The sequence below is a fragment of the Meridianimaribacter sp. CL38 genome, from assembly GCF_004328055.1.
Classification (GTDB): Bacteria; Bacteroidota; Bacteroidia; order Flavobacteriales; family Flavobacteriaceae; genus Gaetbulibacter_B; species Gaetbulibacter_B jejuensis.
This window is the reverse complement of sequence record NZ_QKWS01000005.1, coordinates 63,748-89,227: the sequence shown is the minus strand read 5'-3', so window position 1 is coordinate 89,227 and position 25,480 is coordinate 63,748. Positions and strand designations below refer to the sequence as shown.

Below are 25,480 nucleotides of genomic sequence, written 5' to 3'. Positions count from 1 at the left end.
TTATTAGCTATTTTTACAAAAAAATCTTTTGAAAATATATAATTCCCTAACTTCCTATTCTAAAGCGCCATCAGTACTTACTATTGGTACTTTTGATGGTGTCCATTTAGGACATCAAAAAATAATTAATAGGTTAATAACTGTTGCAAAAGAAAAAAACCTAGAATCTTCATTGCTAACATTCTTTCCGCATCCTAGAATGGTATTGCAAACTCATGCTGATATTAAATTGTTGAATACTATTGATGAGCGCAAAACTATTTTGTCTCAAATTGGTATTGATAATCTTATTATAAAAAAGTTTACTCAAGATTTTTCTAGACTATCAGCTAACGATTATGTAAAGCATATTTTAGTTGATGAATTAAACGTTAAACACGTTATCATTGGTTACGACCATAGGTTTGGAAGAAATAGAAGCGCAAACATTGAAGACCTAAAAGGTTATGGTGCTCAATTTGATTTTGAAGTAGAAGAAATTTCTGTTAAAGACATTGAAGATGTTGCTATTAGTTCAACTAAAATTAGAAATGCCTTAAATAATGGTGATGTTAAAACCGCAAATACGTATTTAGGTTACAATTACTTTTTATCAGGTAACGTTGTAAAAGGAAAACAAATTGGTAGTAAAATAGGATTTCCTACTGCTAATGTTAAAATACCTGAAGATTATAAACTCATCCCAAAAAATGGTGCTTATGTAGTGCAATCTAATATTAACAACACTACAGTTTATGGGATGATGAATATTGGAACCAATCCTACTGTTAATGGAAAAACGCAATCTATTGAAGTACACTTTTTCAATTTTAATGAAGATATTTATGACACTTCAATACAAGTGGAATTAATTGACAGACTTAGAGACGAGCAAAAATTTGATTCGGTTGAATTACTTAAAGAACAACTCAACAAAGACAAAGAAAAAGCATTAACTTTATTTAACTAGATGAACAGGTTTTTATTTAAACATATTGACAACAGTGCATTAATTATATTCCGAATTATTTTTGGACTACTTATTTTCTTAGAAAGTGTTGGAGCCATCTTTACTGGTTGGGTAAAACGAACGCTTATTGAACCCGAATTCACTTTTACATTTATAGGGTTTGAATGGTTACAGCCTTTACCAGGAAACTGGATGTATCTCTATTATGCTATTATGGGAATATTTGGCCTTTTTGTAATGATAGGTTATAAATACAGATGGAGCATGTTTGCATTTACCATCATGTGGTCTGCCACTTACTTTATGCAAAAATCGTCTTATAACAATCACTACTACTTATTAATGTTATTGAGTGCCATAATGGTGTTTCAACCTGCGCACACTTACCTTTCGGTTGATGCCAAACAAACCCCAAAATTAAAAAGAGGCTCAATGCCACAGTGGTGCAAATATGTATTTGTTATTCAGCTCTTTATTGTATACACATACGCCTCAATTGCCAAGATATATCCTGATTGGTTAAACACCACTACTATTGAACTCATGATGAAAGCCAAACAACATTTTGTTTTAGTTGGTGATATTTTACAATACAAGTGGTTACACTATATGCTGGCTTATGGAGGCATTTTGTTTGACGGACTTATCATTCCGTTGTTACTATGGAAAAGAACAAGAAAATTTGCGTTTATCATTTCTATTTTCTTTCATCTGTTCAATTCATTCATTTTTCATGTAGGTATATTTCCATATTTATCTTTAGCCTTTATTTTATTCTTTTTTGAGCCTAAAACCATTCAAAATATATTCTTAAAAAAGAAACCGTTTTATAATGAAGCTGAAGTTATCATCCCTAAAGGAAATCAATTTTATGTAGGGTTATTTTCAGTGTATTTTATTATTCAAGTACTATTACCTATTCGTCATCATTTTATTCAAGATAATGTGCTTTGGACCGAAGAAGGTCACAGACTGTCATGGCGAATGATGCTGCGCTCAAAAAGTGGGTTTTGCACTTATAAAGTCATTGACAAAAACACTAACAATGTATTACCTGTTAAATTAAACGACTATTTAACCCGAAAACAACAACGAGGTGCAACCACCAAACCAGATGTCATCTGGCAATTTGCACAACATTTAAAACAAGATTTTGCAAAAAAAGGATTTGACGTGCAAGTCTTTGTAAACTGTAGCATAAGCGTAAATGGAAGACCAAGACAACAGCTTATAGATCCTAATATTGACCTTGCCAATGTAAAATGGGATGTTTTTAAACACAGCTCGTGGATTTTACCTTCAAAACTCAATTAAATGTTTTGGCAATTCATTAAATTTGTCGCTTAAATTTTTCACACTATGTTACAAGTCCCTTTTATTAGAGAAAACAAAGAGTTGGTTATTGAGCGTTTAGCAAAACGTAATATTGATGCTGGACAATCTATAAACGATGTTATTACTTTAGATGAAGACCGAAGAAATCTTCAAGCAACTTTAGATAACTTAAAAGCTGAATCTAATAGTATCTCCAAAGAAATAGGGAACTTGTTTAAAGCTGGAAAAGCACAAGAAGCCAATGCTTTAAAAGAAAAAACAACTCAACTTAAAGAAGATACTAAACAATTAGAGCAAGAGCTTAATGATAAAGCTGATGCACTAAACGCGCTTTTATACCAACTTCCAAACGTACCTCACCAAAGTGTTCCTAAAGGAAATACCGATGAGGATAACGAAGAAGTGTATAGAGAAGGTGACATTCCAAAATTAGTTGATGGTGCATTACCACATTGGGAATTAGCTAAAAAGTATGATATTATCGATTTTGAATTGGGTAATAAAATTACAGGAGCAGGATTTCCTGTGTATAAAGGCAAAGGTGCAAGATTACAACGTGCCCTTATTGCTTACTTTTTAGATAAAAATACCGAAGCAGGTTATACGGAGTTCCAGTTACCACATTTGGTTAATGAAGCCTCTGGTTTTGGAACAGGACAATTGCCAGATAAAGAAGGTCAAATGTACCACGTTACTGGTGACAACTTATATTTAATTCCAACTGCTGAAGTTCCTGGAACCAATTTATTTAGAGATACCTTACTTAACGAAAGCGATTTACCAATAGGTATTACAGGCTACACACCTTGCTTTCGTCGTGAAGCAGGAAGTTATGGCGCACACGTTAGAGGGTTAAATCGACTACATCAATTTGATAAAGTTGAAATTTTACGTGTTGAACATCCTGAGCGTTCTTATACAGCTCTAGACGAAATGGTAGAGCATGTAAAAACCATTTTAAAAGAACTGAAATTACCTTACAGAATTTTACGTTTATGTGGTGGTGACTTAGGATTTACATCAGCATTAACCTACGATTTTGAAGTATTCTCAACTGCTCAAGACCGTTGGTTAGAGATTTCTTCAGTATCAAATTTTGAAACCTTTCAAGCAAACCGCTTAAAATTGCGTTTTAAAAATTCTGAAGGTAAAAATGAATTAGCACATACCTTAAACGGAAGCTCATTGGCACTACCAAGAGTACTTGCAGGAATTTTAGAAAATTACCAAACTGAAGATGGTATAAAAATCCCTGATGTTCTAGTTCCTTATACTGGATTTGATAAAATCTAAAATCTGTAGTATTTTTTCTACAAATTTCGATAAAACGCTAAAAAAAGACGTTGTTTAACGAATTTTTAGCGTTTTCTTTTGTTTTTTCATAAAATTTTTTGATGTTAGTAAAGTATTAAAAGCTAACCTACTTATGAAAAATATCAAACGCATTATAATACTGGTTTCACTGGTCGTTATGGTCAGTAAAATTTTCTTTTAGAATATACCTTTGGTTAACAATAAAAAATGCCAGAGCAGAATAACTGAATCATTTTTTTAAAATAATGGTTAATAGCACATTTATTTTGGTTGGTAATGCCTAAACTTGCGTTTAGGCATTTTTTTTATCAAAACATTTACAATATCCAAAGCTAGCATTTGTTATATTTACTAAATAATCGAAATAAGCGCACCAAAACCTGTATTTAGGTTGTTTATTTAAATTAGCTTTATGAAGAGGATATTAACTTTTGCCCTAATACTGTTTAGCACTTTAATGCTTGCCCAAAGTGAGCAGTTGGCAAGTGATTATTTTAAACGTGGTGAATTTGAAAAAGCCCTTATTGAATACCAAAAATTATACACTGAAAAACCAAGTACAACTTACCTTTACAAAATAGTTGAAACATTACAACAGCTAGAACGCTATACCGAAGTTCAAAACCTATTGCTCCAACGTTTAGAGAAAAGTACTTTTCCAACCCTTATGGTTGAATTGGGTTACAACTATCAACTACAAGACAGTATAGAAATTGCAAAAAAATATTATAACGATGCGCTTTTAAAAATCGATGAAAAACCTATTTATACAAGTAGTATTGCTAGACAATTTGAAAATCATTCCCTTTTAGATTATGCCATTTCTGCCTATAAAAAAGGTGCTGAACTTAATCCTAAACAAAACTATAACATTCAACTGGCACGAATTTATGGTGAGCAAGGTAATGTGGAGCAAATGTTTTCTAACTATATAGATTATATAGAAACCAACCCTAGCTTTTTAAATAACTCAAAGCGCGCTTTTAGCGATTTTGTTTCAGAAAACAGCGAAAACGAAAACAACATTTTCTTAAAACGGTTATTACTTAAAAAGCTGCAAACCAATCCTGATGTGTATTGGTATGAGTTACTGAGCTGGTTATTTGTTCAAGAAAAAGAGTATAACAAATCCTTTACTCAAGAGAAAGCCCTTTATAGAAGAAACCCTGAAAGTCTAGACCGAATTATTGAACTTGCACTTACAACTCTAGATGAAAAACAATACAGTACTGCAACCGAAATATTCAATTTTGTATTAGAAAATTCACAAGATATTTCTAGTCTTTTAAGAGCACATCAATTTTTATTGGAGATAGAAACCATAAATGCTACTAAAAAAGATTTTAATACGATAAACGATAAGTATCTAGCGCTTTTTAATCAATATGGCAGGTATGAGCAAACCCTTTCTTTACAAATTGCATATGGCGATTTTTTGGCGTTTCACTTACACAAACCTGAAGATGCTAGTAAGTTTTTAAAAGAAACATTAAACCTTAATGTTTCTGATTTTCAAAAGGCTACTGTAAAGCTAAAACTTGGTGATGTTTTGGTGTATCAAGAAAAATTTAATGAAGCACTTATTTATTATTCTCAAATACAAGCCAATTTAAAAAACAGTACAATTTCGCAAGATGCACGTTTTAAAGTTGCCAAAACTAGTTATTATAAAGGTGATTTTGATTGGGCTGAATCGCAACTTAAAATTTTAAAATCATCAACATCACAGCTTATTGCTAATGATGCTTTAGATTTAAAACTACTTATTTCTGACAATAAATATGAAGATTCTTTACACGTAGCGTTAAAGCTTTATGCAAAAGCAGACCTTATGGCATTTCAAAATAAAACTGATGAAGCCATAACACTTTTAGACAAGATTCTTACAGAGCATGAAGGTGAAAGTATTGAAGGTCAAGCTTTGTTAATGCAAGCACAACTTTTCGAAAAAAAGAAACAGTATGAAAAAGCAACGGTTAACTATCAAAAAATTATAACAGACTTTAGTGACAGTATTTTAATTGACGATGCTTACTATTTTTTAGCTGAACTTTACAATAACATTTTAGGCGAACCCGAAGAAGCTAAAGCACTTTACGAAAAAATCATATTCAATCATCAAGACAGTATTTATTTTGTTGAAGCCAGGAAAAACTTCAGGATGCTACGTGGTGATACTATAAATTGAAATTATAAATGAAAAAAATTGGTTTCTTATTTATAGTGTTTTTAAGTATTAATTCTTTTAGTCAAAATTTAACTTGTAAAGATTTTAAAGAAGGTACTTTCTTTGTTCCTAGTGATTCTGAAACATTAGTTTCTTATAAAATAATACGAAATGGAAATTCTCAAGTTGAGATTGTTACAGACCCTGAATTTGAACAAACAATATATGTGATTATTGAATGGATTGACGATTGTTCATATAGAAGTTTTTATGATACAGAAAAAATGACGTTAAATGATTACCAAAAATTCATTAACGAAAATGGTGGCATTTTAACCGAACTAAAAGAAATCAAAGGCAAGTGTTTCTTTTTTAAATCTACTTTATCTGCAAATGATGATATTCAGGTAATAAATGGAAAATTTTGCTCAGAATGATTATAGCTCAAACCAACCGACTACAACTCTCCAAAATTACTTTAGAAGATGCTCCTTTTATACTAGAACTCATGAATTCCCCTCATTGGTTAAAATATATTGGTGACCGAAATGTGAGAACTGTTGCTCAAGCTGAAGACTATTTAAAAGAAAGAACCTTAAAAAGTTACGACACTCACGGATTTGGGTTTTATAAAATTCAACTAAAAGATGAAAGTCTAAAATCAATTGGTACTTGTGGTTTGGTAAAACGCGATGAGTTAGAATATGTAGATATTGGTTTTTCGCTACTTCCTAATTATGAAGGTAAAGGTTATGGGTTTGAAGCGTCTTCTGAAATTATAAAACTTGCCAAAGACCAATTCAAACTAAAAAAAATAACAGCAATCACATTGCCTACTAATACAAACTCAATTAAACTATTAGAAAAATTAGGCTTATCTTATGAAAAAAGAGTAAAACCTTTTGAAGATGATGAAGAACTCCTGTTATTTGCAAAAACACTATAATACAAGTTTTGTCTTTCCGTAACCAGTTCGGAATCCATTAAAATAACAACCATGATAATATACAACGTAACCGTTAATATTGACAAAAGCATACATGAAGAGTGGCTCAATTGGATAAAAAACCACATTGCATTGGTTTTGGCAACAGGTCATTTTACTGAAGCTAAACTAACCAAAGTACTTATTGAAGAAGAAATGGGAGGCACAACCTACTCCATTCAATATCGTGCAAAATCAAGAACCGATTTAGAAGACTATTACAACAATCATGCTGATGCTTTACGTCAAGATGGACTTAAACGATTTGCAGATAAAATGCTAGCGTTTAGAACCGAATTAGAAGTAATCGACGAATTTTCAGTAAGCTTTAATTAATACTATGTCAGTAAAAGCAAAAAAACATTTAGGACAACATTTTTTAACCGACGAATCTATTGCTGAAAAAATAGCTGATAGTTTATCGCTTAAAGGCTATAAACACGTTTTGGAGATTGGTCCAGGAATGGGTGTACTCACTAAATATTTGCTCAAAAAAGACATCACAACCCACGTTATTGAAATTGATACCGAATCGGTTGAATACCTTAAAGCCAATTACCTAAATCTTGCTGATAGAGTTATAGAACAAGACTTTTTAAAGTTCGATATCACACAAGTTTTTGGCGAGCAGCCTTTTGCTATCATAGGTAATTACCCTTACAATATTTCATCGCAAATTGTATTCAAAACCTTAGAAATGCGCGACCAAATCCCTGAATTTTCAGGGATGTTTCAAAAAGAAGTTGCGCAACGTATTTGCTCTAAAGAAGGTAGTAAAGTATACGGTATTTTATCTGTTTTAACACAAGCATTTTACAATGCCGAATATTTATTTACAGTTCCACCTTCGGTGTTTAATCCACCACCAAAAGTAGATTCAGGTGTACTTTTATTAACAAGAAAAGAAAACTACACCTTACCATGTGACGAAACCTTATTTTTCAAAGTCGTAAAACAAGGATTTCAACAACGTCGAAAAACACTTCGTAACAGTTTAAAAACATTCAATTTGTCAGATAATTTAAAAGCAAATGTTATATTTGGCAAACGTCCTGAGCAGTTAAGCGTTGAAGAATTTATAACTCTCACGCAATTAATTGAAAACGACACTCAAGAATAACACAATTTGTCACTTCAACAGTGTGCAACGACAAGAAATTTTATGCAAGAGGAAAAAGAGCACATACAATTTGAACTAACAGATGAACTCATCGAGCAAGTAGAAGTTCTTATCGAAGAGAAAAACGATAAGGAACTCAACACGCTTTTTAGTGAGTTTCACTATGCTGATATTGCCGAAGTTTTAGACGAACTAGATCTAGAAGATGCGACTTATGTTATAAAACTTCTTGATTCTGAAACCACTTCGGATGTGTTAATGGAACTCGATGAAGACAATCGAGAAAAAATACTCCGTAATCTTTCTGCTAAAGAAATTGCCGACGAAATTGAAGAGTTGGATACTGATGATGCAGCAGATATTATTGCCGAACTTCCTGAAGAACGTCAAGCCGAAGTAATTTCAAACATTGAAGACCAAGAGCATAAAGCCGAAATTGAAGAACTTTTAGCTTATGACGAAGATACAGCTGGTGGACTCATGGCAAAAGAGCTTGTAAAAGTGTATGAAACTTGGACCGTTGCTGGGTGTTTACGTCGCATTCGTGGACAAGCCAAAGAGGTTACAAGAGTACACTCAATATACGTTGTAAACAAACAAGACAAGCTTATTGGCAGACTTTCACTTAAAGATTTAATTGTTGCTAAAAGTGATCAAAAAATAGCCGATATCTCTAACAGCAGTGTGGATTGGGTTCATGTGCAAGACGATGTTGAAGATGTGGCAAGAGTTATGGCAAAATACGATTTGGAAGCGATTCCTGTTGTAGATGACAACCAAACACTTTTAGGTAGAATTACTATTGATGATATTGTTGACGTTTTAAAAGAAGAAGCCGATAAAGATTATCAGTTAGCAGCAGGTATCTCTCAAGATGTAGACTCTGATGATAGCGTTTGGAAACTTACCAGAGCACGTATACCTTGGTTATTTTTAGGTCTTGTTGGTGGTGTTGGAGCCTTTTTAATTATGGAAGGTTTTCACGAAGCGTTTTCAAAATATGCAATCCTATTCTTTTTCACACCACTTATTGCAGCAATGGCTGGTAATGTAGGTGTTCAATCTAGTGCAATTATTGTACAAGGTTTAGCAAATGATGATATAAAAGGAAGTATTAACAGTCGTTTAATGAAAGAAATGCTTTTAGCAGCTCTTAATGGAGTTATTTTGGCTATTTTCTTATTTCTTTTTGTTTGGGCAACCCAACAAGATGCCGCAACTGCTTTTGCTATTTCAATTTCGTTAGTTGTAGTAATCATAGTAGCTGGTTTAATAGGAACTTTTGTACCATTATTCCTTGACAAACGTGGTATTGATCCTGCTATTGCAACAGGACCTTTTATCACTACCAGCAATGATATTTTTGGAATCTTAATTTACTTTACCATAGCTAAACTTATTTTAGGGATTTAACTTATGAAAGTCCTACATCTAGATACCAATCACGAGCTTCTCATTAATCAACTTAATACATTAGGCTATACAAATCATGAAGATTACAACTCATCAAAAACTGATGTTGAAGCAATAATTCATGAGTATGATGGTATTGTAATTAGAAGTCGTTTTACTATAGACAAGCAGTTTCTTGATGCTGCCACAAACTTAAAGTTTATAGGTCGTGTTGGTGCTGGTTTAGAAAACATAGATTGTGATTATGCCGAAAGTAAAGGCATTTATTTAATTTCAGCACCAGAAGGTAACCGCAATGCTGTTGGCGAACACGCTTTAGGAATGTTGCTTTCCTTATTCAACAAGCTCAATAAAGCTGATAACGAAGTACGACATGGTCAATGGTTACGTGAAGCCAACAGAGGTATTGAGCTAGATGGTAAAACCGTTGGGCTTATTGGTTATGGCAACATGGGAAAAGCCTTTGCTAAAAAACTTCGTGGGTTTGATGTTGAAGTTCTTTGCTATGATATAAAACCCAATGTTGGTGACGATAACTGCAAACAAGTATCGCTTGAAACTTTACAAAAAAACGCAGATGTTTTAAGTTTACACACACCACAAACACCACTAACGCTCAATATGGTTAATGCTGATTTTATTAACGGGTTTCAAAAACCGTTTTGGCTCATTAATACAGCACGCGGAAAAAGTGTTGTGACTACTGATTTGGTTTCAGCTTTAAAAAGTGGTAAAATTTTAGGTGCAGGATTAGACGTTTTAGAATATGAAAAAGCCTCTTTTGAAAGCCTTTTTTCTTCTGATATGCCAGAGGCATTTCAATACATCATTCAAGCCGAAAATGTATTACTAACACCTCATGTAGCTGGTTGGACAGTTGAAAGCAAAGAAAAACTAGCGCAAACCATCGTTGATAAAATTAAAGCTAGATTTTGTTAACTTTCAACTATGAAGAAAACAATAGCTGTTTTTGCTGGTTTAATTTTTGCCTTGTTACTACTTTTTCAGGTTAGCAAATACGCTATCATATCTGGAAATGTAAACATAGAAATTGTAATTGCTGTTATTGCGATTGTTTTCCTAATTGTTGGTATTTACCTCAACAAAAAAAGCCTTCAAAAAGAAACTGTTGATACGACCGAAATTGATCACAATAAAATAAAGGAACTAGATATTACTGAGCGAGAATATGAAGTGCTTCAACATATTGCTCAAGGGTTATCAAACAAAGAAATTGCCGAGACATTATTCCTATCAGAAAGCACTATAAAAACGCATGTATCTAACTTATTGGTTAAACTAAATGCCAAGAGACGCACGCAAGCACTTCAAGTTGCAAAAGAACTTCAAATACTATAAAATTATGTATTTTAGACCAAAGTACTAACGGTTTGGTACTTTAGTATGAGTAGATTTTTAAAGGCTTCTCATAGTTTTGTATCAATAATTAATCAATACCACACAATTATGGAATTAGGCGCATTTTCAATTAGTTTAAGCGTAAAAGACATTACTGTTTCAAAAGCATTTTATGAAAATTTAGGATTCACCGTTTTTGCTGGTGATTTAGAAAAAAACTACCTCATTATGAAAAATGGAAATGCATTAGTTGGACTGTTCCAAGGCATGTTTGAAAACAACATACTTACCTTTAATCCTGGTTGGGACGAAAATGCAAAAACATTAGATACATTTACTGATGTTAGGCAAATTCAGCAGCATTTAAAAAGTAAAAACATAGCGTTACAAAGTGAAGCAGACGAAACAACTTCAGGACCTGCAAGTTTGGTTGTAACCGATCCTGATGGTAATACCATATTAATTGATCAACATATTTAAACTCTTTTTTTAACTCTTAAAACTAACTAACAACATGAAAAAAACTGTACTAAAATATGGAGGCTACGGACTTATAACTGCCGCTGTTTTATTCTTTTTAGCATTAACCTTTGGTAAAAACTTAAGCTATTCGGCTCAAGAAGTTATTGGTTATGCGTCAATGATTGCATCATTATCATTTATATTTTTTGGGATAAAACACTATCGCGACAAAGTAAATAATGGTGCTGTAAGTTTTGGAAAAGCTTTGGTTATTGGCTTATTAATTTCAGCTTTAACTGGACTAGGAATTGCTATGGTAGATTACATTTATACAACCGTAATTAATCCTGATTTTGCTTCAGAATATTTAGAAGTCACTTTAAAAACTTATGAAAGCACTTACTCTGGTGAAGAACTAGAGGCTAAAAAAGCTGAACTCACACAACAAATGCAAGATTATGGTGGCTCTGGATTTATGGCTGCCTTAATGTTTGTAACCGTTGTGTTAATTGGGTTTGTACTATCTTTAATATCTGCTTTAATTTTACAACGAAAAAAATAAATTATTATGCAATACAAAGCATCATCTCCCGAAGATTATATAAGTCAAGTTCCTGAAGAACGTCAAGATGTTTTAAAAACATTACGCAAAACCATTAAGGCCAACTTACCAAAAGGCTTTGAAGAAGGTATTCAATATGGTATGATAGGCTATTATGTGCCACATAGCAAATATCCTGATGGTTATCATTGCACACCAGAAGAACCATTACCATTCATGAGTTTTGCTTCACAAAAAAATTCAATAAATCTTTACCATAGTGGTATTTATGCTGTACCAGAAATACACGATTGGTTTGTAAATGAATACCCAAAATACAGTAAGTACAAGCTAGATATGGGAAAAAGTTGCGTGCGTTTTAAGCGTATTAATGATATTCCAATGGAATTAATTGCTGAACTCTGCACAAAACTAACTCCAGATCAATGGATAGACATATACGAAACCAACCTTAAAAAGAAATAAAATGAAAAAACGCGTTACAGGCATTGGCGGATTGTTCTTTAAAACAAAAGATCCAAAAGCAACAAAAGACTGGTACAAAAAGCATTTAGGGTTTAACACCGATGATTATGGCTGTACCTTTTGGTGGAAAGATAAAGAAGGTAACGATTGCTCAACACAATGGAGTCCGTTTGCTGAAGACACAGCCTATTATCAGCCTTCAAAAAAAGATTTCATGTTTAATTATCGCGTAGAAAATCTTGAAGAATTACTAAAAACATTAAAAGACGAAGGTGTTACCATTGTTGGAGAAATGGAAGAATACAGCTACGGAAAATTTGGTTGGATTATGGATAACGATGGCAACAAAATTGAACTTTGGGAACCTATTGATAAAGCTTTTTTGTAAACCATTATATTTTTTTGTTACCTTTAGACTTCTAACCATATAAACAAATTTACAAATGTCAGATGAAAAAAATTTAAGCGACGACCTTAACGATATGTTAGACGACGCAAAAGATGGTGCAAAAAAAGCAGCAGACAAAGCAGAAGATATTGCTGATGACGCTAAAGAAAAAGCAAAAGAATTTGCTAGCGAAGCAAAAGAAACTGCAAAAGAATTTTCTGATGGAGCCAAAGAAGCTTTTGGTAAAGCATCAGGAGATAACAAAAAACTACTAGCTGGTATTTTAGGTATCATTTTTGGAGGCTTAGGTGTTCATAAATTTATTCTAGGTTACAACAAAGAAGGAGGAATCCTTTTAGGTGTTTGGCTATTAGGAGCAATACTATCTTGTGTAGGTATTGGTATTTTAATCGTTTGGATTCCTGGAATTATAGGTTTAATTGAAGGTATTATTTACCTTACAAAATCTGACGAAGAATTCTATAACACATACCAAGTGGGTAAAAAACCTTGGTTTTAATCATACCTTAAAAAAACAAAAAAGCCGCAAACACTGTTTGCGGCTTTTTTATTCTAAAAATATTTTTTTCTGAGCCAAAAGGCTACTTTAACTAATAGTATTAATGCAGGAACTTCAACTAATGGACCTATAACACCTGCAAATGCTTGACCAGAATTTAACCCAAACACTGCAATAGCAACAGCAATTGCTAATTCAAAATTATTACCTGCTGCTGTAAAAGCCACAGCTGTGGTTTTATTATAATCTGCTCCCATAGCTTTTGTTACAAAAAAGCCAATAATGAACATTATAGTAAAATACAATAGCAACGGAATAGCTATAATAAAAACATCCATTGGAATTTCAACAATCAGTTCTCCTTTTAAAGAAAACATGACTATAATTGTAAATAATAATGCGATTAAAGTTAATGGTGAAATTTTAGGGATAAATGTATTGTTATACCAATCTTCTCCTTTGAACTTTACTAAAATTAATCTGCTTAAAATTCCTAAAACAAAAGGTAAACCAAGATAAATTGCTACACTTTCAGCAATTGTAGCTATTGATATGTCTACAATAGCTCCTTCAAATCCAAAATATGGTGGTAATACAGTTATAAATATCCAAGCATAAAAACTATAGGCAAACACCTGAAAAATACTATTTAAGGCTACTAATCCTGCTCCATACTCACTACTACCTTCTGCAAGGTCATTCCAAACTAAAACCATAGCAATACAACGTGCTAGCCCAATTAGTATTAACCCAACCATATATTCAGGATAGTCTTGTAAAAAGATAATGGCTAAGGCAAACATTAATACAGGACCAATAATCCAATTGAGTACCAAAGAAATGGATAGAATCTTCACATTTTTAAACACCTTTGGTAACAGTGCATAGTTAACTTTTGCTAATGGAGGATACATCATTACAATCAACCCAATAGCTATGGGAATGTTAGTAGCTCCACTACTCATAGTATTTATACGCTCAGGAATTGTTGGCACAAAGTATCCTAAAGCAACACCTAATGCCATAGCTAAGAAAATCCAAAGGGTCAAGTTTTTATCTAAAAAGCTAAGTGATTTTTTTGCACTCATAATTATTGATTTACATTAGAAAACACATAAAATAACTCTGCTGCTATTTGCAAGCTACGCTCTTTATATTTTGCTTCTTGTTCTGGAGTACCATCAAAAGCTTTAGGATCTTCAAAAGTAATAGGAATACGTTTCTCAGCTCCTGGTACAAAAGGACAGCCTTCATCGGCTTGCGAGCAAGTCATTATTGCTGCAAAACCCGAAGTTGGGTTAAAAGTATTATCCATACGCTTAGAAAAGCCAATGATAGGTTGCGCATTTTCAGCATATTTAATGGCATATACAGGATTTTCTGCTTCAGATAATTTTTGAATTTCAAAACCTGATTGCTCTAATACGTTTACAACCATAGGAAACAATGCAGTAACTTCTGTTCCTCCTGAATAGCATGTTACTGTATGAAAACTGAAATGTTGTGCTATAGCTTGCGACCAAATTTGTGCTAAATGACTTCTTCGGGAATTATGGGTACAAATAAAATTAATATTAACAGGTTGTCCATTATCAATTTTACTTTGAATAAACACTACAAGTGGTTGCAGTGTTTCTTTTCGGTCTTCTGAAATTGAATTTGTAGTTAAACTTTCAATTACTGAGGTTAGTTTTTCAAACATAACTAAATTTTAAAACGTTATTATTGTATTAGCAACAATTACCATCTGGTGAGCAACATGGTTCGTTACTTAAATCGGCTAGTTTTAGTTTTGGTTTTTTTACAGGAATTCCACAATTGTCTTTTGCTAAACAATCGGTTTGTTTTGTGGTTAATAAAAAGTGGGTACCATCAAACTGTAACCCATATTTTTGAATAGACTCTCCTTGGTATTCTACTTCAATGTCTAAATCTTCCAAGCCTAGTTTAGCTTCAGAAAGTTCTATAATATGGATTAACTTTTCTGGATGCAGCCTGTGATTATAATCATTTGCACTCCAAAGCTGTAAACTTATAACGCTCTCGTTACGTAATGTGCCTCCACAATCGATAAATTTTTTATCAATTTGCCCTACTTCAGTCACATGAAAATGACTTGGTACTAAACTACCATTTGGCAGTTGAAATGCAATCTGCTGTAATGGTTTTAAATTTGTTTTTAATTCTGAAAGTTTCATTTTAATATTGTTTTATTGCGATATTACGATTAATTGAGATAAATTTTTTTAGCAGCAATTAGATGCATCATCCATATCTTGATCTAAGAACTCTGCAAGTAATTGCTTCATTTGGCTCCAATTATTAGTATCAATACAGTAACACACACTTGTGCCTTCAATTGTGCCTTTAATTAAACCTAATTGTTTTAGTTCTTTTAAATGTTGAGATATGGTAGGTTGCGCTAAACCTATTTCGTTTACCAAGTCACCACAAACACAGCTATTGGTTTTAAATAGGTATTCTAAAATAGCTACACGAGCAGGATGCCCAAAAGCCTTAGCTAATTGTGCTATTTGGTTCTGCTTATCTGTAAATATTTCTGACTTTGTTAAACCCATCGTTTTATTTATTCATTGCAATATTACGATAAATGTGTTTTGTGAGCAAATTTTTGCATTAAAATTATTCAGATAACATAAAATCGAAAGGTAAAGAGTCTCCAATACGTTGGTTACCCATATGACCTCCAAAAAGCACTTGATGTATTGGAGAGTGATTACCATATTGGTCTATAATAAACTCGTCAACCCTCGACTCCATTGCAGACTGTTCATTATCATACAAAATGCTTAGTTTATTCAATAGTTTAACTCCTACAGCTTTGCTACCATCTATTTGTTTTACATTGATGTATCGATAAGGGTTGACTTTAAATCCACCACTAAAAATTTGATAACCTTCTTCTTCAAGTTGTTTTTTAGAAAGCGCTCTCATAAAGTGAAGCACTGAACCTTTATAAGTTTTATTCCTAGATTTAGTAGTTTTTTTAGAATTGGATTCTTCCAACTCTTTATAAAAAGATGTACCAGTATAAATTACTGAATTGATGAAAAAACGGTCTCGCTTAATGTTGATATGATGATAACTTATATCAAAATCCTTAATTTCAAAAGACACCAAATATTGTAATTTTTCATTCTTAATTAAAATAGGTTTTTTAGAACTTGCGCTTAAGGTTTGAGTTTTCTTATTATATCTTAAAATAAGGTCTTCTTCATTAAGTATTGTGCACGATTTGGCATTATCAGAAAACCCTAAAAATTGCTGTCTAAACTGTTGTAGTTTTAGTTCTTTTGGCATTCCATCATCTGTAGTAATCACAACCTCATCTAAAGCATCAATATCTTCTTGAAGCAACACTTTGTAAAACTTACCAACTTGATAATTGGTTATAATCATTCTCTTATAACCTAAAAAAGAAATAACTAAAGGCGAGGTAATTCCTTCTTGATACTCAATACTAAATTCACCTTTATCATTAGTAGAAGTGCCAATTGTAGTGTTGTCAAAATATATAGCAGCACTTTCTATAGGTTGGTTTGTAGCTTGGTCTAAAACAAGTCCGCTTATGGTTTGGGAACAAACAGCAAAATAGCTTAAAAACAAAAGTCCTGTTAAGACAATGTGTTTAAGCTTCTCCATTGTTTTCAGTGAGTTTACGCTCTAATTCAGCCTGAAATTCTTCCATTACAGGTTTTACTGTGCTTTCAGGTAAATCGGCAATTTTTATGTACATCAAGCCATCAACCGAGTTATTAAACAACGGATCCACATTAAAAGCAATTAACCTTGCGTTTTGTTTAATATACTTTTTAAGTAGCACTGGTAACCTAAGAGCTCCTGGTTCAACCTCGTCAATAATTTTATCAAATTTATTTAAATCGGCTTCGGTTTCATCAAACACAAAATCCTTATCAGCATCTTTAAGTTTTACCTTAAACTCTTTTTTAGGGTGAACGTATTGCGCTAAATATGGATCGTAATAATGCGATTTCATAAACTCAATCATTAATGACTTTGAGAAGTTTGAAAACTGATTACTAATACTAACACCTCCTATTAAATACTTATGCTCAGGATGCCTTAACGTAGTGTGTACAATACCTTTCCAAAGTAAAAACAGAGGCATTGGCTTTTGTTGATATTCTTTAATAATGAAGGCTCTTCCCATTTCAATAGATTCGCTCATCATTTTATAAAGTTCAGGTTCAAATCTAAATAAATCTTGAAGGTAAAATCCGTCTATACCATAGCTTTCATAAATTTTAGAGCCTAATCCCATACGATACGCTCCAGCAATGACTTTTGCCTCATCGTCCCATAAGAACATGTGGTGGTAATAAGTGTCAAAAGTATCTAAATCAATAGCTTCATTAGTACCTTCTCCTACTTCCCTAAAAGTAATTTCACGTAAACGACCTATCTCTCTAAGTATATTTGGGATATCTTTAGCTTGAGCCAAAAACACTTCGTAATTTTTACTTTGAAGTAATCTTAAATCGTTATCTCGTAAGGTTTCCACCTCTTTTATCATCACCTCCGAAGCAATAGGAGTTACAATGCGTTTTGGTGGTTTTGGCACTTTTAACGTTGAAGATATGTTGCTTAATAAATTTCCTTTTTCATCAAAGGAATTAGAAAGCATATAGGTTTTTCTTCGTATAAATTCAGAAAACTCTTCGAGTGTTTTATGTTCTTTTTGATCGCTTAATGTTATAGGTCGACCAATCCTTACTTTAATTGTTCTTCGCTTTTGGGTTAACAATTCAGAAGGTAACTTAGCAGTTCTAAAGGTGTCGCTTATTTTAGACAGTTTGTAAAACAACTGACTGTTTTTTGCGTGAAAATATATAGGTACAATTGGCACTTCAGCTTTTTGAATCAGTTTCATTGCTGCTTCTTCCCAAGGTCTATCTACAACTAACTTTCCGTCTCTGTAAGTAGATACTTCTCCTGCAGGAAATACACCAAGTGGATGTCCATCCTTTAAATGCATAATAGCATTTTTAAATCCTGTAATGCTAGACTTGGCATCTTTTCTATCCTCAAACGGATTTACAGGCATAATATAAGGTTTTAAAGGCTCAATTCTGTGTAATAAAAAATTGGCTATGATTTTAAAATCCTCACGTTGTTCTAGCATTAATTTTAGCAACAAAATGCCGTCAATACCACCTAGCGGATGGTTAGAAACCGTTATATAAGCTCCATCTTTAGGCAGTCGTTTTAAGTCTTCTTCAGGGATTTCAAACTTAATTTGAAACTCTTCTAAAATACCGTCTAAAAACTCAAGTTTTTCAAGGTGCTTGTTTCGGTTGTAAATCTTATTGAGTGTGGAAATCTTTAAGGTCTTCATTAGCAACCAACCTACAAATGTTCCTATAAATCCATACTTATCCATTTGTATGGCTTTAGCGACTTCTTTAGCTGTTACTAATCCAGATTTTGGTTGCTTGGTCATACTTACAAATGTAATAAAATGTTTATTTAGTAACTATTTGAACGGTTTCTTGTGTTAATTGCTTTAATAACACCTCTTTATCTTGCTCCAATTGGTTAATTGCAACCTCATTATAATGCCTGATGGTGTATAAAGATACGTTTTCGGTACAATTAACTTTAAATTTTGCTTTTAAATGCTGCAATAAGGTTTCTAGGTTGCGATAGCCATCATCTACACACACCGAAAAACTAATAGCAGAGTTTTGTATGACATCTACTTTCATTTTGTACTGATGCAATAAATTGAATATATCACTGATATTTTCTTCTACGATATAAGAAAAATCTAATGATGATAACGAAATGAGCACTTGCCCTTTTTTAACAATAAAACACGGAATATTAGGCTCAATACCACTGGTTTTGCATACTGTGGTTCCGTTGTTATTTGGATTTAAAAACGACTTTACATGTAAAGGAATTTCCTTTCGCTGTAATGGTTGTAAGGTTTTTGGATGAATTACTGAAGCTCCATAAAACGCTAGCTCAATAGCTTCTTTATAGGAAATGGTATTGAGTAGCTGTGCATTTTCAAAATAACGAGGATCAGCATTTAAAACTCCTGATACGTCTTTCCAGATGGTAACACTTTGGGCATTTAAACAATAGGCAAAAATAGCTGCTGTGTAATCGCTTCCTTCTCGACCTAAAGTTGTCGTAAAATTGTTGGCATCGCTACCTAAAAATCCTTGTGTAATGTTTAAGACATTGTTTTGAAACTGTTTTGTAATATTGGTTTGAGTCGCTTCCCAATCAACATTGGCTCTTCTATAATAGTTATCCGTTTTTATGTAGTCACGAACATCTAACCAAGTGTTTTTAATCCCTGAAGTATTTAAGTATTCGCTAACAATTGTGGTAGAAACCAACTCGCCATAACCTATAGTTTGGTCGTACACAAAGTTGTAGTCTGGAGATTTATTTCTGTCAAAAAACAATGATAATTCATCAAATAGGTTTGCTACTTTTTTAAAAACCACATGCTGTTCATTATCAAACAAATCTAAAAGTATAGCATTGTGAAATTTTCGAACATCTTGAATAGAACTTTGTAACTCACTAGGATTATTAAAGTAATTTCCAATAACTACTTCTAAAGCATTAGTGGTTTTTCCCATTGCTGATATAACTACCAGCGTATTTTTATAACCTACATTTTGTAGTACTTTTACTAGATTTTTAACACCTTCAGCATCTTTTACTGATGCTCCTCCAAACTTAAATACCTGCATGCTATAGTTTTGAAATATAATTTTTAATGGCTTGTTCATCTAGATGTACTACGTCCCAATCTCTCATTACATTCGCTCCTTTTTTTTCATAAAAATCAATTGCAGGCTCATTCCAATCTAGCACCTCCCAACTCACACGTTTTACATTTAACTTTTGACCATATTTAACCACTTCATCTAGCAACGCTCCTCCTAAACCATAACCTCTTTTATCTTGCTTTACTATTAAATCTTCAAGGTGCAAAACTTTACCTTTCCATGTTGAAAATCGAGTGTACACCAATGCTATACCAGCAATATTTTTTTCTGCTTCAGCTACAAAACAATGAAATGCAGGTTGGTTGCCAAAGCCGTAATTTTCAAGATCGTTAACCGTTATTTCAACAGCATCAGGTTCTTTTTCATAAACCGCTAATTCGTTTATGAGCTCAAGTACTTGAGGCATATCAGTTTTATTTGCAGATCGAATAGTAAATTCCATAACCTAATTTTTGATACTCAAAGATAACCTAAACTTAAGGATTATATTATATAAACTTACACGAAAACGTTGTAGTTATCGTAAAAAATAAGATATTTGTACAAACAATCAACACACACTTCATGTCTCAAAAAAATCAAACTTTAGGAGAGTTTATTATTGAAAACCAAGCTTCATTTAAATACTCTTCAGGAGAACTTTCAAGATTAATTAACTCCATAAGATTAGCTGCTAAAGTTGTAAATCATGAAGTAAACAAGGCTGGTTTGGTTGATATTATTGGAGCTGCTGGCGAAACAAATATTCAAGGTGAAGATCAACAAAAACTAGATGTGTATGCCAATGAAAAATTTATCCAAACCTTAACCAATAGAAATATTGTTTGTGGTATTGCCAGTGAAGAGGAAGATGACTATGTGTCTATAAACAGTCAGGATGAAAACAACCAAAACAAGTATGTGGTTTTAATCGACCCTCTTGATGGTTCTTCAAATATTGATGTTAATGTTTCTGTAGGTACTATTTTTTCGGTTTACAGACGTATTACTCCTGTTGGAACTCCTGTAACCATGGACGATTTTCTTCAAAAAGGAAGTCAGCAAGTTGCAGCTGGATATGTGGTTTATGGTACCTCAACCATGTTGGTTTACACTACAGGTGATGGCGTTAATGGCTTTACTTTAAACCCAGCAATTGGTACATTTTATTTGTCACATCCAAACATGCAATTTCCACTTGATGGTAGAATTTACTCTGTAAACGAAGGAAATTACATTCACTTCCCTCAAGGCATTAAAAACTACATCAAATACTGCCAAATGGAAGAAGGCGACAGACCTTACACTAGTAGATATATTGGTTCTTTAGTTTCTGATTTTCATAGAAACATGATTAAAGGTGGTATTTACATGTATCCTAAAAGTTCTAAAAACTCAAACGGAAAACTACGCTTACTCTATGAATGTAACCCAATGGCTTTTTTAGCTGAACAAGCTAACGGGAAAGCAAGTGATGGTTTTAATAGAATTATGGACATTGAACCAACTGAACTCCACCAACGTGTACCGTTTATATGTGGTAGTAAAAACATGGTTGAAAAAGCCGAAGAATTTATGAGGAATGCTGAAAATTAAACATAAAAAAAGCGAACAAAATTGTTCGCTTTTCTTTTTTTATAAGTACTGAATATTATCTATTCATTGTTTTAATTTCATCCATAAAAGTATCAATATCAACACCTTCATGTACTAAGCTTAACGCTTTATCGGTAACATACTTAGCATTGTCTGCTCTAAACCCAAGACCAACACAAAGTTTTTCAAGCATAATAACCTGATCTTCAGTTTCCATATGGTCAACCCATACCATGCGTGCCAAATCGTACAAACGCTCTAAACGTCTATCGTAAGATGTTGGAGGGTTAATAGGATGCGTTTTATAGTCTTTTAATATTTGCTTATAATCGCTATCACTAATATCTAAATTTCTAGCTAATCTATCTAAAAAAGCACGTTCTCCATCAGTGATAATTCCGTCACTCATTGCAACTCTTACTATGGCTGCAAAATGGTCTTCATTACGTTTTCTAAAACCACTATCAAATAAATCTGAAATTGACATATATTCTTGTTTTTTAAAGTCGTGCAAACCTACATATTATTTTTCTTTTTTTAATCATAAAAGACTAATAAAAAGGTTGACTTCTTCCTTAATTTTAAATAAAATACACTTAGAGTAAATATACTATTTATTAATAGTTTTTAAACATAAACTAAGTCACAAAATTTTATATTTGCATCACAAAATACATTGTCTTGAGTAAATCCATCCTCTCGCAAACCTATGCACAGACTTTGCAAACGCAAAATCTGCAGATTGCTATTGCCCAATCCCAAAGTAAAACACACCTTAAAGGACTTATTGGTTCCTCTTTATCTTTTGTAATTACAGAAGTTTTTAAACAAGCAGACAAACCCTTTTTACTGGTTTTTAATGATAAGGAAGAAGCTGCCTTTTACCTTAACGATTTAGAATTGATGCTCAATGATAAAGACGTTTTGTTTTATCCAGGAAGCTATAGAAGACCTTATCAAATTGAAGAAACCGATAATGCTAATGTGCTTTTACGTGCAGAGGCTTTAAACCGCATTAACTCGCAAAAAAAACCTGCAGTTATTGTGACCTATCCTGATGCTTTATTTGAAAAAGTAGTTACCCGAAGAGAGCTAGAAAAAAACACCTTAAAAATTAAGGTTAATGATAACTTGTCTATCGATTTTGTAAACGAAGTTCTTTTTGAATATAAATTTAAACGTGTTGATTTTGTAACCGAACCTGGAGAATTTTCGGTACGTGGTGGAATTGTAGATGTGTTTTCATTTTCGCACGATGAGCCTTATCGTATTGAGTTTTTTGGTGATGAAGTGGACAGCATTAGAACCTTTGATGTAGAAACTCAACTCTCAACCGAACAGGTTAAAAAAATCAACATTATACCCAATGTTGCCAATAAATTTTTAGAAGAAACTAGACAAAGTTTTTTTAAATACATTGCTCAAAAAACAGTAGTGTTTGCTAAAAACACTAACCTTCTGTTTTCAAGAATTGATGACTTTTTTAGTAAAGCCGAAGACGCTTTCCAAAACCTTTCAAAAGATATTAAACATGCTGAACCTGAAGAGCTGTTTTGCAATTCGGCATTGCTTAAAAAACAATTATTAGAGTTTACTTTAATAGAATTTGGCTCAGAAGCTTTCTTTAGTAATGCGTCTGAAAGTAATAGCGCTATTACGTTTAACACGTCACCTCAGCCATCATTTAATAAGCAATTTAATCTGTTAATTGATGATTTAAACTCAAATCATAACAAAGGTTACACCAACTATATTGCATGCGTAAGTGAGCAACAAGCCAAACGTTTTCATGATATTTTTGAAGATGCTAGTGCTGAGCGCAGTCGAAGTATAGAACAAGAAGTACACTATCAAACCATTGTACTGTCTTTATTTCAAGGTTTTGTTGACCATGATGCTAAAATAACTTGCTATACAGACCATCAAATTTTTGAACGTTATCATAAGTTTCATCTTAAAAATGGTTATGCTAAAAAGCAAGCTATTACCTTAAAAGAACTGACCAATTTAGACATTGGCGACTATGTAACCCATATTGATCATGGTATTGGGAAATTTGGAGGGTTACAAAAAATTGATGTCGAAGGAAAAAAACAAGAAGCCATCAAGCTTATTTATGGCGAACGTGATGTGTTGTATTTAAGCATTCATTCGCTACATAAAATTACCAAGTTTAATGGTAAAGACGGGAAACCTCCAAAAGTATACAAACTAGGAAGCAAAGCATGGAAAACCCTTAAACAAAAGACCAAGTCTAAAGTCAAAGAAATTGCTTTTAACCTTATAAACCTGTACGCTAAGCGAAAGCTAGAAAAAGGCTATCAATACAATCCTGATAGCTATATGCAACACGAACTAGAAGCATCGTTTATTTATGAAGACACACCAGACCAAAGTACTGCAACAGCTGATATAAAAGCAGATATGGAAAGCGAGCGTCCTATGGACAGATTGGTTTGTGGTGATGTAGGTTTTGGTAAAACCGAAGTTGCCATAAGAGCTGCTTTTAAAGCTGTAGACAACGGTAAGCAAGTAGCGGTTTTAGTACCAACAACTATTTTGGCTTATCAGCATTATAGAACGTTTAAAGAGCGTTTAAAAGATTTTCCTGTAACTGTTGATTACCTCAACCGCTTTAGAACTGCAAAAGAAAAACGTGAAACCTTAGAAAACCTATCAAAAGGAGGTGTAGATATCATTATTGGCACACATCAATTGGTTAATAAAAATGTAAGTTTTAAGGATTTAGGATTGCTTATTGTTGATGAAGAACAAAAATTTGGTGTTGCAGTAAAAGAAAAATTAAAAACCATTAAAGATAATGTTGATGTGCTCACACTCACAGCAACACCTATACCTAGAACGCTTCAGTTTAGTTTAATGGCTGCAAGGGATTTATCGGTTATTACAACTCCTCCACCAAACAGATATCCTATTGAAAGTCACGTAATCAGGTTTAACGAAGAAACCATAAGAGATGCTGTAACTTATGAAATACAACGTGGTGGTCAAATTTTCTTCATTCATAATCGTATTGAAAACATTAAAGAAGTGGCTGGTATGATTCAGCGTTTAGTACCTGATGCTAAAATTGGTATTGGTCATGGACAAATGGATGGTAAAAAACTAGAGCAACTTATGTTAGGATTTATGAATGGCGATTTTGATGTTCTTGTAAGTACAACCATTGTTGAAAGTGGATTAGATGTACCAAACGCCAACACCATTTTTATAAACAATGCCAATAACTTTGGATTGAGTGATTTACACCAAATGCGTGGTCGTGTAGGACGAAGCAACAAAAAAGCATTTTGCTATTTTATTACTCCAGAATATTCGGCTATGACTAATGATGCTAGAAAACGTATTACTGCCTTAGAGCAGTTTACCGAATTAGGGAGTGGATTTAATATTGCCATGAAAGACCTCGAAATTAGAGGAGCTGGAGATTTATTAGGTGGTGAACAAAGTGGTTTTATAAATGATATAGGTTTTGACACCTATCAAAAAATATTAAACGAAGCTATTGATGAATTAAAAGAAAACGAGTTTAAAGATTTATACAAAGACGAAGGTAAAGAACGAGACTATGTAAAAGACATTACTATTGATAGTGATTTTGAACTCTTGTTCCCTGATGATTATGTCAATAACATTGCCGAACGTTTAAACCTGTACACCAAGTTAAACGATATTAAAACCGAAGCTGAGTTAGATAAATTTGAATCAGAAATTATAGACCGTTTTGGTGAGTTACCAACCCAAGTTATCGACTTAATAAACAGTGTTCGTATAAAATGGATTGCGACAAAAATTGGTTTAGAAAAAGTGGTGATGAAACACGGTAAACTTGTAGGTTATTTTATTAACGATCAACAAAGTGGTTTTTATCAAAGTAGCGGATTTACCAAAGTGTTACAATTTGCACAAACACACCCAAAAGCCTGTAAGATGAAAGAAAAGCAAACCAGAAATGGTTTACGATTATTGCTTACATTTGATAATATAAAATCAGTTCATCAAGCTTTAGCTGCTTTAAAGCCTATTTTGGCTTGATAATTGGTACTTATTT

Annotated in this window: 27 protein-coding genes; 18 read left to right on the top strand and 9 right to left on the bottom strand. The window is 32.9% G+C overall.

Annotated elements, in window-relative coordinates; genetic code table 11:
- Positions 1 to 28 precede the first annotated feature (28 nt).
- From DMZ43_RS12585 to DMZ43_RS12510, 16 genes are all read left to right on the top strand, one after another.
- The gene (locus DMZ43_RS12585) at positions 29 to 949 is read left to right on the top strand and encodes a bifunctional riboflavin kinase/FAD synthetase (RefSeq protein ID WP_131508740.1); all 921 of its coding nucleotides are present in this window, start codon (positions 29 to 31) and stop codon (positions 947 to 949) included.
- The gene (locus tag DMZ43_RS12580) at positions 950 to 2,263 is read left to right on the top strand and encodes an HTTM domain-containing protein (protein WP_131508738.1); all 1,314 of its coding nucleotides are present in this window, start codon (positions 950 to 952) and stop codon (positions 2,261 to 2,263) included.
- A 45-nt stretch (positions 2,264 to 2,308) separates the two neighbouring features.
- The gene (serS, locus tag DMZ43_RS12575; protein ID WP_131508736.1) at positions 2,309 to 3,577 is read left to right on the top strand and encodes a serine--tRNA ligase; all 1,269 of its coding nucleotides are present in this window, start codon (positions 2,309 to 2,311) and stop codon (positions 3,575 to 3,577) included.
- A gap of 433 nt (positions 3,578 to 4,010) precedes the next feature.
- Complete coding sequence (locus tag DMZ43_RS12570; RefSeq protein ID WP_131508734.1) at positions 4,011 to 5,786, top strand: tetratricopeptide repeat protein; 1,776 nt, start codon at positions 4,011 to 4,013, stop codon at positions 5,784 to 5,786.
- Between the two features lie 8 nt (positions 5,787 to 5,794).
- A complete protein-coding gene (locus DMZ43_RS12565; RefSeq protein WP_131508732.1) occupies positions 5,795 to 6,202 on the top strand; it encodes a hypothetical protein in 408 nt (135 codons plus the stop codon).
- The gene (locus tag DMZ43_RS12560) at positions 6,199 to 6,711 is read left to right on the top strand and encodes a GNAT family N-acetyltransferase (RefSeq protein WP_131508730.1); all 513 of its coding nucleotides are present in this window, start codon (positions 6,199 to 6,201) and stop codon (positions 6,709 to 6,711) included. The genes DMZ43_RS12565 and DMZ43_RS12560 overlap by 4 nt, the downstream gene beginning before the upstream one ends.
- A 51-nt stretch (positions 6,712 to 6,762) precedes the next feature.
- Positions 6,763 to 7,086, top strand: a complete 324-nt coding sequence (locus tag DMZ43_RS12555; RefSeq protein WP_131508728.1) for a DUF4286 family protein — start codon at positions 6,763 to 6,765, stop codon at positions 7,084 to 7,086.
- A gap of 4 nt (positions 7,087 to 7,090) precedes the next feature.
- Entirely contained in the window at positions 7,091 to 7,870 is a 780-nt protein-coding gene (rsmA, locus tag DMZ43_RS12550) for a 16S rRNA (adenine(1518)-N(6)/adenine(1519)-N(6))-dimethyltransferase RsmA (RefSeq protein ID WP_131508727.1), read from the top strand.
- Between the two features lie 42 nt (positions 7,871 to 7,912).
- Positions 7,913 to 9,283, top strand: coding sequence for a magnesium transporter (gene mgtE / locus DMZ43_RS12545; RefSeq protein ID WP_187347865.1), 1,371 nt, complete (start codon positions 7,913 to 7,915; stop codon positions 9,281 to 9,283).
- Positions 9,284 to 9,286: 3 nt separating this feature from the next.
- The gene (locus tag DMZ43_RS12540) at positions 9,287 to 10,222 is read left to right on the top strand and encodes a 2-hydroxyacid dehydrogenase (protein WP_131508724.1); all 936 of its coding nucleotides are present in this window, start codon (positions 9,287 to 9,289) and stop codon (positions 10,220 to 10,222) included.
- A 9-nt stretch (positions 10,223 to 10,231) separates the two neighbouring features.
- Positions 10,232 to 10,642 (top strand): response regulator transcription factor, encoded by a 411-nt coding sequence (locus DMZ43_RS15120; RefSeq protein ID WP_129760868.1) that lies wholly within the window; start codon positions 10,232 to 10,234, stop codon positions 10,640 to 10,642.
- A gap of 108 nt (positions 10,643 to 10,750) precedes the next feature.
- Complete coding sequence (locus DMZ43_RS12530; RefSeq protein WP_131508840.1) at positions 10,751 to 11,122, top strand: VOC family protein; 372 nt, start codon at positions 10,751 to 10,753, stop codon at positions 11,120 to 11,122.
- A gap of 34 nt (positions 11,123 to 11,156) precedes the next feature.
- A complete protein-coding gene (locus DMZ43_RS12525) occupies positions 11,157 to 11,666 on the top strand; it encodes a DUF4199 domain-containing protein (protein ID WP_131508722.1) in 510 nt (169 codons plus the stop codon).
- A gap of 6 nt (positions 11,667 to 11,672) precedes the next feature.
- The gene (locus DMZ43_RS12520; RefSeq protein WP_131508720.1) at positions 11,673 to 12,131 is read left to right on the top strand and encodes a DUF1801 domain-containing protein; all 459 of its coding nucleotides are present in this window, start codon (positions 11,673 to 11,675) and stop codon (positions 12,129 to 12,131) included.
- A 1-nt stretch (position 12,132) separates the two neighbouring features.
- A complete protein-coding gene (locus tag DMZ43_RS12515; RefSeq protein WP_131508719.1) occupies positions 12,133 to 12,519 on the top strand; it encodes a VOC family protein in 387 nt (128 codons plus the stop codon).
- Positions 12,520 to 12,574: 55 nt separating this feature from the next.
- Positions 12,575 to 13,039 (top strand): TM2 domain-containing protein, encoded by a 465-nt coding sequence (locus DMZ43_RS12510; RefSeq protein WP_129760865.1) that lies wholly within the window; start codon positions 12,575 to 12,577, stop codon positions 13,037 to 13,039.
- Positions 13,040 to 13,092: 53 nt separating this feature from the next.
- Here the strand turns inward: DMZ43_RS12510 and arsB are convergent, their stop codons facing one another.
- From arsB to DMZ43_RS12470, 8 genes are all read right to left on the bottom strand, one after another.
- Entirely contained in the window at positions 13,093 to 14,127 is a 1,035-nt protein-coding gene (arsB, locus tag DMZ43_RS12505) for an ACR3 family arsenite efflux transporter (protein WP_131508717.1), read from the bottom strand.
- A gap of 2 nt (positions 14,128 to 14,129) precedes the next feature.
- Positions 14,130 to 14,741, bottom strand: a complete 612-nt coding sequence (locus DMZ43_RS12500; RefSeq protein WP_131508715.1) for a protein-tyrosine-phosphatase — start codon at positions 14,739 to 14,741, stop codon at positions 14,130 to 14,132.
- A 28-nt stretch (positions 14,742 to 14,769) separates the two neighbouring features.
- Positions 14,770 to 15,237 carry a DUF6428 family protein gene (locus DMZ43_RS12495; protein WP_131508713.1) on the bottom strand — a complete coding sequence of 156 codons (468 nt, stop codon included), beginning with the start codon at positions 15,235 to 15,237 and terminating at the stop codon, positions 14,770 to 14,772.
- 48 nt (positions 15,238 to 15,285) lie between these two features.
- On the bottom strand, positions 15,286 to 15,618 hold the full coding sequence (locus DMZ43_RS12490) for a helix-turn-helix transcriptional regulator (protein WP_129760861.1): 333 nt from the start codon (positions 15,616 to 15,618) through the stop codon (positions 15,286 to 15,288).
- 64 nt (positions 15,619 to 15,682) lie between these two features.
- Entirely contained in the window at positions 15,683 to 16,702 is a 1,020-nt protein-coding gene (locus DMZ43_RS12485; RefSeq protein ID WP_131508711.1) for a carboxypeptidase-like regulatory domain-containing protein, read from the bottom strand.
- Positions 16,689 to 18,521: a lysophospholipid acyltransferase family protein gene (locus DMZ43_RS12480; RefSeq protein WP_131508709.1), complete on the bottom strand. Its 1,833-nt coding sequence runs from the start codon at positions 18,519 to 18,521 to the stop codon at positions 16,689 to 16,691. Before DMZ43_RS12480 ends, DMZ43_RS12485 begins: the two co-directional genes overlap by 14 nt.
- 22 nt (positions 18,522 to 18,543) lie before the next feature.
- On the bottom strand, positions 18,544 to 19,794 hold the full coding sequence (locus tag DMZ43_RS12475) for an aspartate kinase (protein WP_131508707.1): 1,251 nt from the start codon (positions 19,792 to 19,794) through the stop codon (positions 18,544 to 18,546).
- Position 19,795: 1 nt separating this feature from the next.
- Positions 19,796 to 20,275, bottom strand: a complete 480-nt coding sequence (locus tag DMZ43_RS12470; protein ID WP_131508705.1) for a GNAT family N-acetyltransferase — start codon at positions 20,273 to 20,275, stop codon at positions 19,796 to 19,798.
- Positions 20,276 to 20,397: 122 nt separating this feature from the next.
- Between DMZ43_RS12470 and fbp the strand changes: the two genes are divergently transcribed.
- Entirely contained in the window at positions 20,398 to 21,408 is a 1,011-nt protein-coding gene (gene fbp, locus DMZ43_RS12465) for a class 1 fructose-bisphosphatase (RefSeq protein ID WP_131508703.1), read from the top strand.
- 55 nt (positions 21,409 to 21,463) lie between these two features.
- Here the strand turns inward: fbp and DMZ43_RS12460 are convergent, their stop codons facing one another.
- On the bottom strand, positions 21,464 to 21,895 hold the full coding sequence (locus tag DMZ43_RS12460) for a TerB family tellurite resistance protein (protein WP_129760855.1): 432 nt from the start codon (positions 21,893 to 21,895) through the stop codon (positions 21,464 to 21,466).
- A 194-nt stretch (positions 21,896 to 22,089) separates the two neighbouring features.
- On the opposite strand from DMZ43_RS12460, the gene mfd reads away from it, so the two are divergent.
- Positions 22,090 to 25,464, top strand: coding sequence for a transcription-repair coupling factor (mfd, locus tag DMZ43_RS12455; RefSeq protein ID WP_131508701.1), 3,375 nt, complete (start codon positions 22,090 to 22,092; stop codon positions 25,462 to 25,464).
- Positions 25,465 to 25,480: the final 16 nt, after the last annotated feature.

Coding starts and splice junctions, on each gene's coding strand:
- DMZ43_RS12530 (WP_131508840.1), top strand. CDS start 10,751: ATGGAATTAGGCGCATTTTCAATTAGTTTAAGCGTAAAAGACATTACT.
- DMZ43_RS15120 (WP_129760868.1), top strand. CDS start 10,232: ATGAAGAAAACAATAGCTGTTTTTGCTGGTTTAATTTTTGCCTTGTTA.
- DMZ43_RS12540 (WP_131508724.1), top strand. CDS start 9,287: ATGAAAGTCCTACATCTAGATACCAATCACGAGCTTCTCATTAATCAA.
- DMZ43_RS12560 (WP_131508730.1), top strand. CDS start 6,199: ATGATTATAGCTCAAACCAACCGACTACAACTCTCCAAAATTACTTTA.
- serS (WP_131508736.1), top strand. CDS start 2,309: ATGTTACAAGTCCCTTTTATTAGAGAAAACAAAGAGTTGGTTATTGAG.
- DMZ43_RS12480 (WP_131508709.1), bottom strand. CDS start 18,521: ATGACCAAGCAACCAAAATCTGGATTAGTAACAGCTAAAGAAGTCGCT.
- DMZ43_RS12580 (WP_131508738.1), top strand. CDS start 950: ATGAACAGGTTTTTATTTAAACATATTGACAACAGTGCATTAATTATA.
- DMZ43_RS12490 (WP_129760861.1), bottom strand. CDS start 15,618: ATGGGTTTAACAAAGTCAGAAATATTTACAGATAAGCAGAACCAAATA.
- fbp (WP_131508703.1), top strand. CDS start 20,398: ATGTCTCAAAAAAATCAAACTTTAGGAGAGTTTATTATTGAAAACCAA.
- DMZ43_RS12460 (WP_129760855.1), bottom strand. CDS start 21,895: ATGTCAATTTCAGATTTATTTGATAGTGGTTTTAGAAAACGTAATGAA.
- DMZ43_RS12515 (WP_131508719.1), top strand. CDS start 12,133: ATGAAAAAACGCGTTACAGGCATTGGCGGATTGTTCTTTAAAACAAAA.
- DMZ43_RS12565 (WP_131508732.1), top strand. CDS start 5,795: ATGAAAAAAATTGGTTTCTTATTTATAGTGTTTTTAAGTATTAATTCT.
- DMZ43_RS12570 (WP_131508734.1), top strand. CDS start 4,011: ATGAAGAGGATATTAACTTTTGCCCTAATACTGTTTAGCACTTTAATG.
- DMZ43_RS12485 (WP_131508711.1), bottom strand. CDS start 16,702: ATGGAGAAGCTTAAACACATTGTCTTAACAGGACTTTTGTTTTTAAGC.
- DMZ43_RS12510 (WP_129760865.1), top strand. CDS start 12,575: ATGTCAGATGAAAAAAATTTAAGCGACGACCTTAACGATATGTTAGAC.
- DMZ43_RS12495 (WP_131508713.1), bottom strand. CDS start 15,237: ATGAAACTTTCAGAATTAAAAACAAATTTAAAACCATTACAGCAGATT.
- DMZ43_RS12520 (WP_131508720.1), top strand. CDS start 11,673: ATGCAATACAAAGCATCATCTCCCGAAGATTATATAAGTCAAGTTCCT.
- rsmA (WP_131508727.1), top strand. CDS start 7,091: ATGTCAGTAAAAGCAAAAAAACATTTAGGACAACATTTTTTAACCGAC.
- DMZ43_RS12500 (WP_131508715.1), bottom strand. CDS start 14,741: ATGTTTGAAAAACTAACCTCAGTAATTGAAAGTTTAACTACAAATTCA.
- DMZ43_RS12470 (WP_131508705.1), bottom strand. CDS start 20,275: ATGGAATTTACTATTCGATCTGCAAATAAAACTGATATGCCTCAAGTA.
- arsB (WP_131508717.1), bottom strand. CDS start 14,127: ATGAGTGCAAAAAAATCACTTAGCTTTTTAGATAAAAACTTGACCCTT.
- DMZ43_RS12475 (WP_131508707.1), bottom strand. CDS start 19,794: ATGCAGGTATTTAAGTTTGGAGGAGCATCAGTAAAAGATGCTGAAGGT.
- mgtE (WP_187347865.1), top strand. CDS start 7,913: ATGCAAGAGGAAAAAGAGCACATACAATTTGAACTAACAGATGAACTC.
- DMZ43_RS12555 (WP_131508728.1), top strand. CDS start 6,763: ATGATAATATACAACGTAACCGTTAATATTGACAAAAGCATACATGAA.
- DMZ43_RS12525 (WP_131508722.1), top strand. CDS start 11,157: ATGAAAAAAACTGTACTAAAATATGGAGGCTACGGACTTATAACTGCC.